The sequence below is a fragment of the Mycolicibacterium sp. 624 genome, from assembly GCF_040548615.1.
GTDB lineage: Bacteria > Actinomycetota > Actinomycetes > Mycobacteriales > Mycobacteriaceae > Mycobacterium.
Genome location: NZ_JBEPRZ010000001.1, coordinates 1,039,874 through 1,055,060 on the forward strand (window position 1 = coordinate 1,039,874; position 15,187 = coordinate 1,055,060).

Sequence of the window (15,187 nt, forward strand, 5' to 3'; positions counted from 1 at the left end):
CCGCCTCGGTGGCCGGATCTGAGGCTGCCGCCTCGGCTGATTGCGAATTATCTTGCGAGTCAGTCATTTTCACTGTTCACTTTCGCCGCCGGGCGGCCTGAGTCGACGAACGTCCGGTCAGTCGGTGGCATCCGGGAAGTCGTTGGCGATCTTCCCGTTGCGCAGACTGCCGTCAAGGTATGCCGCGCGGCAGGCGCGTCTGCCGATCTTGCCGCTTGAGGTACGAGGAATCGCTCCCGCCGAGGTCAACAGCACGTCGCGCACGGTGACGCCGTGGCGCACAGCGATCGCCGCACGGATGTCGTCGATGACGGGGGCCTGGTCGAGCTTGTGCGCGCCGGCGGCCCGCTCCCCGACGATGACCAACTGCTCGGAGGTGTCCTGCGGATCGCGCTTGAGACCTGCATGCGCATTGTCGAACACCACGTCGGGCAGCTGGTTGGCCGGCACCGAGAACGCGGCCACGTAGCCGACGCGCAGGGCCTTGGTGGCCTCCTGCGCGGAGTACTCCAGATCCTGCGGGTAGTGGTTGCGGCCGTCGATGATGACGAGATCCTTCACACGACCGGTGATGTAGAGCTCACCGTCGTAGAAGGCGCCGTAGTCGCCCGTCGCCACCCACGTCGCGTCATCGGTCGCACCCTCAGCGTGTGACGGGGTGCTTCGCGACTTCAGGATGTTCTGGAAGGTTGCGACCGTCTCCTCGGGCTTGCCCCAGTAGCCGGTGCCCATGTTCTGTCCGCTGATCCAGATCTCACCGATCTGGCCGTCGGCCAGCTCCGTGGCCGACTCGGCGTCGACGATGACGGCCCACTCGGCGATACCGACCTTGCCCGCCGATGCCTGGGCGACCGCGCTGGGCGCGTCCTCGGGCACCTCGACGAACCGGTGCTGGTTGAGCGCGTCACGGTCCACGTAGACGATCTTCGGCGGATCGCCAGCGGGGGTCGTCGAGACGAACAGCGTCGCCTCGGCCAAACCGTAGGACGGCTTGATCGCCTTGGGCGCGAAACCATACGGCGCGAAGGCCTCGTTGAACCTACGCACCGTCGCCGCCGAGATCGGCTCGCTGCCGTTGAGGACCGCCTTGACGTTGGACAGGTCCAGCGGTTCCTCACCGTCCTTGGGGACTCCGCGTGCCGCGGCGTGGTCGAAGGCGAAGTTGGGGGCCACCGAGATGACGCCACCGGTGTCATCGGGCTTGCGCGCCATCTCGCGGATCCAGCGGCCCGGCCGCCGGACGAACGCCGCGGGGGTCATGAAGGTGACGTAGTGCCCGATCATCGGGGCGACCAGCGCGGTGATGAGGCCCATGTCGTGGAAGAACGGCAGCCAGGTGACCCCGCGGTCGCCTTCATCACCGTCGAGCGCGTCGATCACCTGAATGACGTTGGTCGCCAGGTTCAGGTGGGTGATCTGCACACCCGTGGGGATGCGGGTCGAGCCCGACGTGTACTGCAGGTAGGCGATGGTGTCGAGATGAACGGCCACCGGCTCCCAGGTGACGCCGACCTCGTCGGGCACGGCGTCGACCGCGATGACGCGGGGGCGGTCCTTGGCCGGCCTGCTGCGGAAGAACTTGCGCACACCCTCCGCGGCGGCTGTGGTGGTCAGGATCGCCGACGGCTGGCAGTCGTCGAGCACGGCGTGCAGCCGTCCGACGTGACCGGGCTCGTTGGGGTCGAACAGCGGCACGGCGATGCGGCCCGAGTACAGGGTCCCGAAGAACGCGACCATGTAGTCGAGGTTCTGCGGGCAGAGGATCGCGACGCGGTCGCCGGGCTCGGTGACCTGCTGCAGCCGGGCACCGATGGCCCGGTTGCGGGCACCGAAGTCAGACCAGTTCAGCTCGCGTTCGAGACCCTCGCGTTCGGTGGAGAAGTCCAGGAACCGGTAGGCGACCTTGTTGCCGCGCACCTTCGCCCACTTCTCGACGTGCTTGACCAGGCTGCCATTGTCGGGAATCTTGATCTGACCGTCCTTGAGGAACGGGTTGTGGAATCCCATGTCACTACTCTCCTGTCAGACTGCATTCACCGCAAAGCCCCGTGGGTGGCGGTGGCGCATCCGGGTGGCTCTCAACGTCTCGGGCGGGTATCGCACCCGCCGATGCCAAACCTCGTGCATCCTACCGGTCGGTGCGCGCCGGTTACCGGACCTCGGATTCGGACACCGCACGGGCGACCCACGTCCAACTCTCCCGTCGCTTCGCTCGCCCCGGGCACTCTTACGTTTCTCTTAATGTTAGGTGACGCGCGGATAGGGGCCAAATCGATTGGCCGATATTCGCCGATCTTGGCTGGATCGTGACTCATCCGTGCTTCGGGTGCGGAGCATTCTCAATCAGCCCCCTCGCCCAGTTCTGCGTCCACTGCGTGGAGGTCTGGCCGTCGAGCACCCAGAAGTCCGGCGTGTTGTAGAGGGCGTGCACCGGTTGACCGGCGCCACCGGACAGCACCTCCAGCGTCTTCGGCAGGTTGGTGATGGAGAACGCACCCTGGGGTGCGGCACAGATCAGATCACCCGCCGCGCAGATCTCATTGGTGCGGTCGTTGAGCCACCCGAAGCCGCCAGGCCGCGGGCCGGTCATCTCCAGACCGAGCTGTTTGAGCATCGGCACCTCGGCGAGCGTGATCTCCGCGCCCTGACCCGGCGGGTTGGGCCCGACGTCCTTGCCGACGCTGTCCTGCCGACGGCCGTCGGCGATCAGCGTCACGCCGAGCACCAGATCCTGGTCGACGGGCCCGCGCCCGTTGCCGATGTCGCTGGCGATGTCACCGGCGATGATGGCGCCCTGAGAGAAGCCCACCAACACGAAACTGGTCAGCGGGCAGCGCTCGTTGATGTCCTTCATCGCCTTGACCGTCGCGGCCGTGCCCTCGGCCCGACTGTCGTTGTAGGACATCTGCTTGTCGGCGGCGAACGGATTGTGGAACTGCGCGGTGTAGGGAACCGTGTACTGCGCCAGGCGGTCGGTGCCGAAAGCGTCGCGCAGCGGGTTGGTCACGTTCAGAAGCAGCGCGATGGGGAACTGCACCGGGTTGAGCGGGTCCATCTGCGGTGATGACTCCCACGTGCCGGGAACCGAGATCAGTTGGACGTCAGGACAGCTCGCGTCCTGGAACTCCGGGCGCGGCTTGGACGGCGCCGGCCCACTACTCGTCGGAGGAATGGCGCTCGGCGGGGTGGCCGATGGCGGGGTGGCGGGCTGGCGCAGCCACACCACCACAGCGGCGACAACCACCGTGACCAGCACGGCGACCGCAACTGCGGCGGCCAAGGCGAGGATGCGGTGGCGCCTGTTGGCGCGTTTGGTGGCCATGAAGTGAGCTGTTCTCCTGCTAGCAGAGTCGTTCGGTGGCGATGCGAATGTAGTCGGCGGTCACGGAGTTGACCTGCCCGGCGGGCAGTGCCTCCGAACTCGGATGGGAGTCGCGCACGTCATCACGCACCATCGGCAGGACGAAGTCCCACACCGCCTGATCGCTCTGGCTCGCCGCGTGGGCCTGACAGACATAGGCGCCGATGCTCAGCGCCAGCAGCTCGCTGGAAGGGGCGACGCCAGCTGAAGCCAGCGCGTCGAGGTAACTGCGCTGCTTGGGGGTGACATCCATCGCCCCAAGCGGTCCGCCCGCGAGCCCCCTGGGGGGCGGGTCCATGCCTGGCACGTCCGATGGTGATTCCACGGTCGCGGACGTGGCCATTCCGATACTCGTGATGACGTTGTCACTCACTTCGCACGCGCTCACCGAGACGGCGGCGACCGCGACCATCATCGACAACGTCAATGGGGTCAGCGAACGGCGGGACGGCACGATGACCAAGGTACCGGCTGCGATCCGGCGTCCCCTTGACCTGCGCGTCCTACTTGATCGTGGCGGTCAGCTCGCCCGACAGCGCCGCGAGCTGCGGCGCCCAGGTACCCCAGTCGTGCTGCCCGCCTGTCGGGAAGTCGAAGTGCCCGTTACTGCCGCCGACCGAGCGATAGTGCTGGTAGAACGTGCGATTGCTGCCCTGGGCCTGATCGCAGTAGCCGATCATCGCGGCCGGGTCGCTACACGTCAGCGTCGCGGGGCTGAAGACCCAGATCCGGGTGTTGTTGTCCTTCAACAGCTGGATGTGGACGTCCGGGTCGTGCCACTTCCAGCGGCCCAACTGTGCCGCACCCCACATGGCTTGGGTATTAACGCCGCCGAACTGGGCCAGGCCAGCGGTGATCGCGCCATTCAGCTGTGTGGCCGACGGGGTCATGAAACCCGACATCGAGCCCGCGTAGCGGAACCGGTCGGGGTGGAATGCGGCCATCGTCATCGCGGCGGTCCCGCCCTGCGAGGCGCCCACGATGCCGTGCCCACCGGGCGCCAGCCCCTTGTTGGCGGCCAGCCAGTCCGGCAGCTCGGCGGACAGGAACGTCTCCCACTGCTTGCTGCCGTCGGCCTCCCAGTTGGTGTACATGCTCCAGGCGCCACCGGCGGGGGCGACCACCGAGATGCCCTTGCCCGCGAGCGTGTTCATCGCGTTGCCCGCCGTCACCCAGTTGCTGACGTCGGGTGCGGCGTTGAACGCATCGAGCAGGTAGACCGCGTGCGGCCCGCCCGCCATGAACGACACCGGGATGTCGCGGCCCATCGCCGCGGACGGCACCATCAAGTTCTCGACGGCGGCGGCGCTCGCGGTCTGCGGGGTCACGGTCCAAAGCCCCAGGGCCAGCGTCAACGCGCACATCGCGCGGAACAGCACCGAAAACAGCCTCATGCCAATCCTCTTCTTCGCTCGTCTGGTACCGGTGTCGCCGCTTTGCCGGACCCCCGGTCAGCCCGCGTGTAGTGAATCACATCACGCAGTCTGGCGGCGCCGGAAATGACCGACGGCGGCATCCCCCAGGGGGATAACCGCCGTCGATTCGTCGCGCTATGACTATGTGGACCTGATCAGGCCTGCGGCGTCGCGCCCAGCACCCGCTGGATGTCAGGCTTCATTTGCTGCAACTGCGAACCCCAGTAGTTCCAGGCATGTGTCCCGTTCTGCGGGAAGTTGAACACTCCGTTCGTCCCCCCGGCCGCGATGTAGTTCTCCTGGAACGTCTTGTTGGTCCGCAACGTGAAGCCCTCGAGGAACTTCCCGTTGAACAGGTTGCCCGTGCTGGTGCCGGCGTCGAGGTCGGTCGGGGTGCCGTCACCGCAGTAGATCCAGATGCGGGTGTTGTTCGCGACGAGCGTCGAGATGTTGACCATCGGGTCGTTGCGCTTCCACGCCGGATCGCTCGACGGTCCCCACATGGCGTCGGCCTTGTAGCCACCCGCATCACCCATGGAGATGCCGACCAACATCGGCCACCAGCCCTCGGAGAGGTTCAGGAAGCCCGACAGCGATGCCGCGTACGGGAATTGCGCCGGATGGTGGATCGCCAGCGTCAGCGCCGCCGAACCGGCCATCGACAGACCGACCGCCGCGCTGCCGTTTCGACGCACCTGGTGATTGGCGGCGAGGTAGGCGGGCAGCTCCTGAGTCAGGAACGTCTCCCACTTGTAGGTCTGGCAGACACCGGCCTTATTGCATGCCGGCTGGTACCAGTCGCTGTAGAAGCTGGACTGACCGCCGACGGGCATGACGACCGACAGGCCCGAGTTGTAGTACCACTCGAACGCCGGGGTGTTGATGTCCCAGCCGTTGAAGTCGTCCTGTGCACGCAGACCGTCGAGGAGGTAAACGGCAGGCGAATCCGGTCCGCCACTCTGGAACTGGATCTTGATGTCCTTGCCCATACCCGCAGATGGCACCATCAGGTACTCGACGGGCAGACCCGGTCGCGAGAACGCTCCCGCAGTCGCCGAGCTGCCGAGCGCGCCAACGAGTCCGGGCAGCAGCGCAGCTGCCGCGCCCGCAACCGCCAAGCGGCGCACCAACTTCGAAACAAAACTCATGCGTGTGTTCATCCGATCTGTCGTGTGCCGCACGTCAGACTCGCTGCGCGCATGTGTAGTCAACCACATCAGCGGGTGGTCCTTCCCAGCGAAAAGAATCGACGCTGGTCTCCCGCTCAGCCGTTTAGCGTGGCGATCAGATCGGGCTTCATCGCCTGCAGTTGCGCACCCCAGTACGACCAGGAGTGGTTTCCCTCTGACGGGAACACGAAGGTGGCGTTGGCGCCACCCGCCTTGTCGTACTTCTCCTGAAATCGCTTGTTGCTGTTGATCGCAAGCGATTCCAAGCTGTTGGCGTTGAACGACTGGCCGGGATCGACGTTCTCGTCGAGCGGGCCGCCACCCGGCGCGCAGTAGATCCACAACCGGGTGCGGTTGGCGACGAGGCGGTCCACCTGCAACACAGGGTCGTTGCGCTTCCACGCCGAATCCCATGGCGGACCCCACATGTTGTCGACGTTGAAGCCGCCGGCATCGAGCATCGCGACGCGAATCGCCTGCTTCATGAAGAGTGTCGAGGGGTTGAGGAATCCGGACAGCGACGAGGCGAACTTGAACTGCGCCGGGTGGTACGCCGCCAATGTCAGCGCGGCTCCACCGGCCATCGACAGTCCGACGATGGCGTTACCCGTCATGGACACCTGCTTGTTGGAGGCCAACCACATCGGCAGTTCCTGGGTGAGGAAGGTCTCCCACTTGTAGGTGTAGGTCTGGTTGTTGAAACTCGACGGTGAGTACCAGTCGGTGTAGAAGCTCGACTGCCCGCCGACGGGCATGACCGTCGCGACGCCCGAGTCGTTGAACCACTCGAACGCCGGGGTGTTGATGTCCCATCCGTTGAAATCGTCCTGCGCCCGCAGACCGTCGAGGAGGTAGACGGCCGGGCTCGGGGCCGCCGCGACGGGTGGCTGGATGCCGCTGCCGTGCGGGACGGGGGCGGGTGTCACGGCAGGTGCGCCGTCGGGTCCCGCGCTCGGATCTGCCGCCTCGGGGGCGACGGGTTCGACAGGGGCGTACGCGGGCTGGAACTGGACACGGATATTGCGGCCCATCGCCGTCGAGTACACGTCGAGGTACTCCACCGGCAGCCCGGCGCGCGAGAAGGCGTGCGCTGTCGGCGCGGTGGCAACAGTGGCCACACCACCGGCGAAAACCGCCGCGGCGGGCAACACCAGCACCCCGGCCATCGCCACGATCATGCGACGTATTCCGCCGCTCACTGCACCTGCGCGTGATCTAGTTCGCATTTGCTGCACTTAATATCCATTCCGTATGTCCGGCGCCGACGTAGCGGCGATTCCGCGGCACAGCTCATGGCACGTGGTGACTCACTGACGTGCTTATCGCGTCAACATGGCTGCAGCGTTACTCTGGCGTAACCAAAGCAGACAACGTCACACCCGGACAAATCGCAGTGTGATGCGTCACGGACCGGTAGCTGGCAACCCGGTGTATGGCGGATTTCTCGGTGGCGGCGGGGTGAGCCCGCACCGCTCCAGCTCGTAAAGCGGCACACGGTTGATCCGGTATTTGCCGAACTCATACGCGTGGAGAACGTTCGACAGGAATCTGCGCGGTCCCATCGGTCCCCGCACCGCGTTGAGCATGGCGTCAGTCTCGGGGCACTCCAGTGCGACCTGAGCCTGAGCGATCCAGTCCTCGTCGAGGTAGAGCGGGATGTACGGACGCTCCTTCAGGAACGGTCCCTCAGCGACGGCCCAGTCCGGGAAGAGATTCTTGTCGTGCCCGATGCGGCCGTCCTCGATGCGCTCAGTGTGTGCGGCCAACGGGTTGGCCAGACCGATCTGATCGATCACACGGACGTCCAGTCCGAGGTTCATGGCCGTCATACCCATGTTGGTGAAGAACACCGTGTGCGGTCCGCGCTGATCCGACGGCGGCTCACCGGGCGCCGGGGGTGGCGGCGGTATGGCGGGCACCACGTCCCATTGGTCGTAGTTGCCCGACGGCAGCAGCAATGCACCGTCGGGTGTGTTGTCGATCGCCTGCAACATCGACCGCATCCGCGGATAGTCGAGGTAGTCGGCGGCGGTCAGTGGGTGTGCGTGCCCGGTTGCCTGGGCGTAGAAGCGGCGCTCGTCGACGATGCCGCTGTGGGTCACACGGGTGGCGTCACTGCCCATACCGGGCGAATTCGCCGCCCACAGTGACCATCCCACGATCGCGAGCCACATCGCCATCGTTGACCCGGCCAGCAGATAACCACCGACCCGGGTGAACCGGGTGCCGTCGGGCAGCACCACAGGGATCACCGCGATGGGCATCAGAACACAGAACAGCGGGGTGAGCAGAACCCGGCCGTGCATGAAGTCGCCGCCCTGACGCACCCAGTACACCGCCTGCAGGACACCGCTGAGAACCATGAAAGCGACTACGGCGGGCGGACTCTGGACCGTCCGTGCCAACCGGCCCACACCCTCAGGCGGACGGTGCGTGGTCCACCACGGCATGGTCCTGGTCGCGAACATCACCAGACCCACCGCCGCGAGCAGCATGATCGGCACCCACAACATGTAGGGCTGGTTGAAGTTGGCGAGATAGGTGAAACCCTGCGCCCACTTGGAACCGGTGGCGTCCTTGGCGATCGCGGTGCCCGGAACCAGGAGACCGTAGTAGCCCATCCGGAACACCTCGTAGGCGACCGGCAACAGCCCGCCCGCGGCGATGATGAGCAGCCGGCGCTGCCGGTCGCGGGCGGCGATGAGCATCATCACCAGCGCCAGGCCGCCGATCAACGCGAGCTCGGGACGCACCAGCACCGACAGGCCGGCGACGAATGCCAGCGTCATCTCGAAGGGGCGGCTGACGGTATTGACGCCCACCGACCCGCCCGCGTTGACCCCCACCGACGTGCCCGGATCAGCCCGCAGCGCCTGCGACCAGCAGACCATCATCCACCACAGCAGCCCGAGATAGGCCAGCACCAAACCATTTTCGAGACCCGATGTGGCGAAGTCCCTGGCCGGCGGGATCGCGGCGTACACCAGCACACCGGCGGGCAGAAGCAACGCCCGCTTGCCGCGTAGACCCGGTGCGTACAACCTGCCCGTGCCCAGCATCGCGAACACCACACCAGCGACGCTCAGCGTCAGCGCCAACGTCAGGACGACGTACTCCATCTGCAGCGAGCCACCGAGCCAGCTGAAGAATGTGACGAGGTAGGTCCACAACGTCGAGGTGTTGGCCTCGACCCGCTCGCCCTTGTTGAAGACGGGACCGTTGCCCGCCAGCAGATTTCGGACGGTGCGCAGGACTATCAGACCGTCGTCGGCGATCCAGCGGCGCTGCCAGGCGCCCCAGCCGAACAGTGCGGCCACCACCACCACACTCAGCCAGAGGCTGATCCGGACGCTGGCGTGATAGGGAAACGCCGCTCCGCGCGCCATCCGGCGCGCGACGGCGGACATCAGCCGGTCAGCTGAAGATGACTGCAGCACCGATGGTTCCGATCCACGCCACTGCGAGCAGCTGCAGCACCCGGTCGCCGAACGCGATCTCCTCGGGCTCGCCGGCCTGACCGCCGTCGACGTCGACGGCGTAGCGCAGGATCGCGATGGTGAAGGGAATCATCGAAACGGCGAACCACGAACCACCCGCTGGGCCGTCCCGGTAGAACGCCCACAGGCCGTAGCAGACCACCACGGCGGTGGCCGACAACGTCCAGACGAACCGCAGGTAGCTGCTCGTGTAACTCTCCAGCGACTTGCGGATCTTGGCGCCGGTGCGCTCGGCGAGCTGCAGTTCGGCGTAGCGCTTGCCCGCCGCCATGAACAGCGACCCGAACGCCATCATCAGCAGGAACCACTGTGACAGTGGGATATCCGCCGCGACGCCACCGGCGATGGCGCGCAGCAGGAATCCCGATGACACGATGCAGATGTCGAGGACGGCCTGGTGCTTGAGACCGAAGCAGTAGGCCAGCTGAACCGCGATGTAGATCGCCATGACGATCGCGAGGTTGGGCGTGGCGAGGAACGAGATGGCCAGTGATGCCAGCGCCAGCACCACGGCCATCGTGTAGGCCAGTCCCACCGGGACCACGCCCGCCGCGATCGGCCGGAACCGCTTGGTGGGGTGTTCCCGGTCGGCATCGACATCGCGGGCGTCGTTGATCAGATAGATGGACGACGCCGCGAGGCTGAACGCCACGAACGCGATACCGACCTTGATCAGCACGTCGAGGTAGTCGTAGGAGGCCTCGACGCCGAACGCCGCCAACGGCGCGGCGAGCACCAGCAGGTTCTTCACCCACTGGCGTGGGCGCAACGCCTTGATGATCCCGCTGAACAGATTCTTGGGTGGGCCGACCACCGGCGCGGCTTGCTCGCTCACTTACCGGGCTCCTTCGACGTTCTCTCGACGCGGTCTCCCACGGCACCGACCGTGCTGGCAACGGCGGCGCCGACCACCATGCCCGTGAGCACGTCGGTCGGGTAGTGCACCCCGAGCACCAGGCGGGACAACGCCATCGGCGGCACCACCAGCAGGGGCAGTCTCGACCGCGTGGCGCGTGCCAACAGCAGCGCCGCGGCGGTGGTGGAGGTGGCGTGAGCGGACGGGAAGCTCAGCTTGCTTGGCGTGCCGACGTTCACCGAGATGTCGGGGTGCTCTGGGCGGGTCCGCTTGACGACCCGCTTGATCACCACGGCGGCCGCGTGCGCGATGAACGCGCCGACGCCAGCCGTCAACCACGCGCGGCGTCGCCGAGGCTGCGCGAGGGCGCCGAGCAGCGCTACCCCCACCCAGCCCGCGCTGTGCTCGCCGAAGTGCGAGAGTGCCCGCGCGCCCGGGAGAACGCCTGGGCGGCCAGCGATTCCGTGCTGCACGGCAACCAGCACCGCATCCTCGCCCCGCGGTGCCGTGTAGCCGCCGAGGCTCACGACTTAGCTTCTGCGCTGGTCGGCAGGACGGTTTCCCACTTCTGCTTGCTGGACAGCACCGGAAGTGCCTCGCGGTAGACCCGGCGCATCCGGTTGAACTTACGCAGCAGCTGCACCTGGCGCTTGAGCGATTCGCGAAGCAGCTCGAACATCTTCTCGCGGTCACGCTGGCGGTAGACGACGCCGCGCCCGTCGGCGGTCGTCACCGTGACACCGTCGACCCGCGACAGCGAGAACCAGCGCGCGTCCTGGGTGGCGACGTTGATCTGCGGGCGACGGTGATGCTCGGGGTCGTGTGGCTTGAGCTGGTGAACGACACCGCGGGCCAGGCGCACCGCGATCGACACTGGGCCGACCGGGATCTGCACCTTCTTGCGCCAGCGCTTGTCCGACGGCGTCGGCAACGCGCTCGCACTCGACAGCACCACCGCATCGGGGTAGTCGTTGCGCATGCTGCGCACCTCTGGCAGCGCCGACTCCAGGATCGAGAAGATGTGCTCGGGTCCGGCCAGGAAGTCGTCCATCGCCTTGTTCTGGATGGCGACCGTCGAATACTCCAGGCACAGAAGGTGTTTGATGGTTGCCTTCAAGTGGCTGGCCACCAGACCCGTGACGCTGCCGTCCCAGTGCAGCGACGCCACGACCAACCGGTTGCGCAGGTGGAAGTACGCCTGCCAGTCGATCGCGTCGTCCTTGTCACTCCACGCCATGTGCCAGATGGCGGCGCCGGGCAGTGTCACGGTCGGATAGCCGTGCTCACCCGCGCGCAGCCCGTAGTCGGCGTCGTCCCACTTGATGAACAGCGGCAGGGGCTGGCCGAGCTCCTCAGCCACCTGGCGCGGGATCATGCACATCCACCAGCCGTTGTAGTCAACGTCGATGCGGCGATGCAGGAGCCGGCTTCGGGACTCCTCCTCGTCGTTGAGGGGGTACTTGGCGAAGTCGTGGTCGTACTCCGTGTTGATGGCGCCGGTCCACATGAAGTTCGCCTGGTCGACCATCTCGCCCATGACATGCAGGTGAGATGGCTCCTGCAGGTTCAGCATCTGGCCACCGACGAGGGTCGGGCTCTTCGCGAAGCGGTTCAGCGCGAGTGCCCGCAGGATCGAGTCGGGCTCGATGCGGATGTCATCGTCCATGAACAGGATCTGTTCGCAGTCGGTGTTCTTCAGCGCCTCGTACATGACTCGGCTGTAGCCACCGGAGCCACCGAGGTTGGGCTGGTTGTGGATGGTCAACCGGTTGCCGAGGGCCGCGGCGGCCTCGGGGAAGTCGGGGTGATCGCAGGCCTTGTTGTTGCCCTGATCCGAGACGATCACCGCGCTGATGACGTCATCCACCATGGGGTCTGACGTGAGCGCCGCGAGCGCGCTGACGCAGTCCGCGGGCCGGTTGAACGTCGGGATGCCGACGGCGACGTTGGCCCGCCCCGGCGCCGGTTGCGGCGCGTACCACCCGGCGCTGTGCACGGTGACCTTGGAGTCGGTGGTGATGTCGAACCAGATCCAGCCGCCGTCCTCGAACGGGTCGAGTCCGATCTCGAACTCGGTGACAGCAGGAGCGTCCGGGTCCGCGCTGGACGCCGCGGCACCGCCGACGGTGATGCGTGCGCCGGTGGCCTTGGAGCGGTAGACGTCGATGCGTGCGCTGCCGGTCAGTTCGACGCGCAGCACCACGGACTCGAGGATCGACCAGCGGCGCCAGTAGCTGGCCGGGAAGGCGTTGAAGTAGGTCGCGAACGAGACCTCCGACTCGGCGCCGATCTCCAGCGTGGTGCGGCTCGGCGCATGGGCACGCCGGGAGTTGGTGGACGACTCCTCGATGTAGAGCTTGCGTACGTCCAGCGGCTCGCCCGGGCGCGGCAGGATGACGCGCGACAGCAGGCTGACCGCTTTGGACTGTCCGGCATCAAGTGCGCCGGACGGAATGTCACTCATGGTGTGCTGCTTTCGTCTTGGACCAGCGCCGCTCCGTCGCGCAGATGCGGTACCAGGGTGTTGTCGTACATGTTGAGCGCGCTCGCGATCGCCATGTGCATGTCGAGGTACTGATAGGTGCCCAGCCGTCCGCCGAACAGCACTCCGGCCGAAGCCGTCTCGCCCTTGGCCAGTTCACGGTAGGCCGTGACCATCGCCCGATCCTCGGGGGTGTTGATGGGGTAGTAGGGCTCGTCGTCGTCCTTGGCGAACCGCCCGTACTCGCGCATGATGACGGTCTTGTCGGTCGGGTAGGCGCGCTCGGGGTGGAAGTGCCGGAACTCGTGAATCCGGGTGTAAGGCACGTCGGCGTCGTTGTAGTTCATGACGGGCGTGCCTTGAAAGTCGCCCGTGTCGAGGACCTCGGTCTCGAAGTCGAGCGTGCGCCAGCCGAGTCGGCCCGCCGAGTAGTCGAAGTAGCGGTCCAGCGGCCCGGTGTAGATGACGGGCGCGTCGGGGTTGGCCGCAACGAGCTCGTCTCGCACGTCGAACCAGTCGGTGTCCAGTCGCACCTCGATGCGCTCGTCGGCGGCCATGTTCTGCAGCCAGGCGGTGTACCCGTCGACCGGCAGCCCCTCGTACGTGTCGTTGAAGTAGCGGTTGTCGAACGTGTAGCGCACCGGTAGCCGGGTGATGTTGCTTGCCGGCAGGTTGGTCGGATCGGTCTCCCACTGCTTGGCCGTGTAGTGCTTCATGAACGCCTCGTAGAGCGGGCGCCCGATGAGGCTGATCGCCTTCTCCTCGAAGTTCTGCGCGGCCTTGGAGTCGAACTCGGCGGCCTGCTCGGCGATCAGGGCCCTGGCCTCATCGGGAGTGAAGTAACGGCCGAAGAACTGCGACACCAGGCCAAGGCCCATCGGGAACTGGTAGGCCTGACCGGCGTGCATCGCGAAGACGCGATGCTGATAGCCGGTGAACTCGGTGAACTGGCGGACGTAGTCCCACACCCGCTGGTTAGAGGTGTGGAAGAGGTGCGCACCGTAGCGGTGCACCTCTATACCTGTCGTGGGCTCGGGTTCGGAGTAGGCGTTACCGCCGATGTGTGGCCGCCTGTCGACGACAAGCACACGCTTGTCGAGTTGAGTGGCTACACGCTCGGCGATCGTCAGGCCGAAGAATCCGGAGCCGACGACGAGCAGGTCGTACGGGCCGGCGGACGGGACCGGAGCGACCCGGGGATCAGCGGAGGTCATCGGCAGCAAGGGTATCCGACCCGGCCTGTCGGACCCGAATTCTGCATGCCAATGGGTGAGCCGAACGCCCTCGAACAGCAGGTCGCAATTCGCTCACGATTCCGCATCGTCACTCCAGACACTCTTGTCACATCCGTACCATCGACCAGGTCGGTATTGACGGATTCGCACCCGAGTCTGACGACCACCGACGGACCGAAGACCTAACACAAAACACGTAGTCGAATATTTGAGGAGACTTCCGTGCCGAACCGACGTCGACGCAAGCTCTCGACAGCCATGAGCGCAGTCGCCGCCCTGGCCGTCGCAAGTCCAGTTGCAGTGGTTGCCATGTCCGACCTGTCTCAAGACGCCGCAGAGCCGCAGCACCGTGAGTTCGTCCAGGCCGCGCTCATCACAGATCTGCCCACCGAACTGTTGGGGGCCCTTTCCCAGGGCCTGTCCCAGTTCGGGATCAACCTGCCGCCCATGCCGACAGGCCTCCTGACCGGGTCGGGCGCCTCGTCATCGCTGACATCGCCTGGCCTGACCTCGCCTGGCCTGACGGCACCTGGCCTGACCTCGCCGGGGCTGACCTCGCCCGGACTGACGGCACCCAGCCTGACGTCGCCTGGCCTGACGGCTCCTGGTCTGACCTCACCTGGCCTGACCGCACCGGGGCTGACGACTCCGGGGCTGACCACGCCCGGCCTCACGACGCCGGGGCTCACCACGCCCGGCCTCACCACGCCGAGCGCCACCACCCCCGGCCTGAGCGTGCCGCCGGTGACGGCGACGGGCCCGTCTCTGACTGACGCAGGCCTGGCCAACCCCGCGCTGACGAACCCGGCGCTGACCAGCCCCGGGCTCACCACGCCGGGACTGACCACGCCGATCTCCAACAGCACCGGACTGGGAATCCCCGGCGCGAGCGAGATCCCGATCAGCGATCCGATCGGCCTCGACCCGTCGGCCGGCATGTACCCGATCCTCGGCGACCCGTCGCTCGGGATGCCCGCCGCCGCACCCGCGAGCGGAGGGCTGCTGGGCGACCTGTCCAGTGCCGCGCAGACGCTCGGCGCCGGCCAGGCGATCGACCTGCTCAAGGGCATGGTGATGCCCGCGATCACGTCGGCGATGCAGAACGCCGCTCCCGCGGCGGCCGCAGCGGCTCCCGCGGCGGTTCCCACCCCCTAGACCCTGTGCGAAACGGC

At 66.5% G+C, this 15,187-nt stretch carries 12 protein-coding genes; 1 reads left to right on the forward strand and 11 read right to left on the reverse strand.

All coding sequences use genetic code 11. The features are described from left to right. Nucleotides 1-117: 117 nt before the first annotated feature. From fadD32 to glf, 11 genes are all read right to left on the reverse strand, one after another. A complete protein-coding gene (gene fadD32 / locus ABIA65_RS04715) occupies nucleotides 118-2,007 on the reverse strand; it encodes a long-chain-fatty-acid--AMP ligase FadD32 (RefSeq protein WP_241402536.1) in 1,890 nt (629 codons plus the stop codon). Nucleotides 2,008-2,311: 304 nt separating this feature from the next. Continuing rightward, a complete protein-coding gene (gene culp6, locus ABIA65_RS04720) occupies nucleotides 2,312-3,322 on the reverse strand; it encodes a carboxylesterase Culp6 (RefSeq protein WP_241402535.1) in 1,011 nt (336 codons plus the stop codon). 19 nt (nucleotides 3,323-3,341) lie between these two features. Then, the gene (locus ABIA65_RS04725; RefSeq protein ID WP_241402534.1) at nucleotides 3,342-3,815 is read right to left on the reverse strand and encodes a DUF732 domain-containing protein; all 474 of its coding nucleotides are present in this window, start codon (nucleotides 3,813-3,815) and stop codon (nucleotides 3,342-3,344) included. Nucleotides 3,816-3,864: 49 nt separating this feature from the next. Beyond that, complete coding sequence (locus ABIA65_RS04730; RefSeq protein WP_241402533.1) at nucleotides 3,865-4,755, reverse strand: esterase family protein; 891 nt, start codon at nucleotides 4,753-4,755, stop codon at nucleotides 3,865-3,867. Between the two features lie 176 nt (nucleotides 4,756-4,931). Next, nucleotides 4,932-5,924, reverse strand: coding sequence for an esterase family protein (locus ABIA65_RS04735; RefSeq protein WP_354522799.1), 993 nt, complete (start codon nucleotides 5,922-5,924; stop codon nucleotides 4,932-4,934). Nucleotides 5,925-6,040: 116 nt separating this feature from the next. Beyond that, nucleotides 6,041-7,171: an esterase family protein gene (locus tag ABIA65_RS04740; RefSeq protein ID WP_502919515.1), complete on the reverse strand. Its 1,131-nt coding sequence runs from the start codon at nucleotides 7,169-7,171 to the stop codon at nucleotides 6,041-6,043. Nucleotides 7,172-7,348: 177 nt separating this feature from the next. Then, complete coding sequence (gene aftB, locus ABIA65_RS04745) at nucleotides 7,349-9,382, reverse strand: terminal beta-(1->2)-arabinofuranosyltransferase (RefSeq protein WP_502919516.1); 2,034 nt, start codon at nucleotides 9,380-9,382, stop codon at nucleotides 7,349-7,351. Beyond that, nucleotides 9,360-10,277 (reverse strand): decaprenyl-phosphate phosphoribosyltransferase, encoded by a 918-nt coding sequence (locus ABIA65_RS04750; RefSeq protein WP_241402530.1) that lies wholly within the window; start codon nucleotides 10,275-10,277, stop codon nucleotides 9,360-9,362. The genes aftB and ABIA65_RS04750 overlap by 23 nt, the downstream gene beginning before the upstream one ends. Further along, nucleotides 10,274-10,825 (reverse strand): phosphatase PAP2 family protein, encoded by a 552-nt coding sequence (locus ABIA65_RS04755; RefSeq protein ID WP_354522801.1) that lies wholly within the window; start codon nucleotides 10,823-10,825, stop codon nucleotides 10,274-10,276. Before ABIA65_RS04755 ends, ABIA65_RS04750 begins: the two co-directional genes overlap by 4 nt. Then, entirely contained in the window at nucleotides 10,822-12,762 is a 1,941-nt protein-coding gene (locus ABIA65_RS04760; RefSeq protein WP_354522802.1) for a glycosyltransferase, read from the reverse strand. The genes ABIA65_RS04755 and ABIA65_RS04760 overlap by 4 nt, the downstream gene beginning before the upstream one ends. Next, on the reverse strand, nucleotides 12,759-13,994 hold the full coding sequence (gene glf, locus ABIA65_RS04765) for a UDP-galactopyranose mutase (RefSeq protein WP_241402527.1): 1,236 nt from the start codon (nucleotides 13,992-13,994) through the stop codon (nucleotides 12,759-12,761). The genes ABIA65_RS04760 and glf overlap by 4 nt, the downstream gene beginning before the upstream one ends. A 243-nt stretch (nucleotides 13,995-14,237) precedes the next feature. Here glf and ABIA65_RS04770 point away from each other — a divergent pair, with 243 nt between their 5' ends. After that, on the forward strand, nucleotides 14,238-15,170 hold the full coding sequence (locus ABIA65_RS04770; protein ID WP_241402526.1) for a hypothetical protein: 933 nt from the start codon (nucleotides 14,238-14,240) through the stop codon (nucleotides 15,168-15,170). The last annotated feature ends 17 nt before the right edge of the window (nucleotides 15,171-15,187 follow it).

Coding starts and splice junctions, on each gene's coding strand:
- fadD32 (WP_241402536.1), bottom strand. CDS start 2,007: ATGGGATTCCACAACCCGTTCCTCAAGGACGGTCAGATCAAGATTCCC.
- culp6 (WP_241402535.1), bottom strand. CDS start 3,322: ATGGCCACCAAACGCGCCAACAGGCGCCACCGCATCCTCGCCTTGGCC.
- ABIA65_RS04730 (WP_241402533.1), bottom strand. CDS start 4,755: ATGAGGCTGTTTTCGGTGCTGTTCCGCGCGATGTGCGCGTTGACGCTG.
- ABIA65_RS04735 (WP_354522799.1), bottom strand. CDS start 5,924: ATGAGTTTTGTTTCGAAGTTGGTGCGCCGCTTGGCGGTTGCGGGCGCG.
- ABIA65_RS04740 (WP_502919515.1), bottom strand. CDS start 7,171: ATGCGAACTAGATCACGCGCAGGTGCAGTGAGCGGCGGAATACGTCGC.
- ABIA65_RS04760 (WP_354522802.1), bottom strand. CDS start 12,762: ATGAGTGACATTCCGTCCGGCGCACTTGATGCCGGACAGTCCAAAGCG.
- glf (WP_241402527.1), bottom strand. CDS start 13,994: ATGACCTCCGCTGATCCCCGGGTCGCTCCGGTCCCGTCCGCCGGCCCG.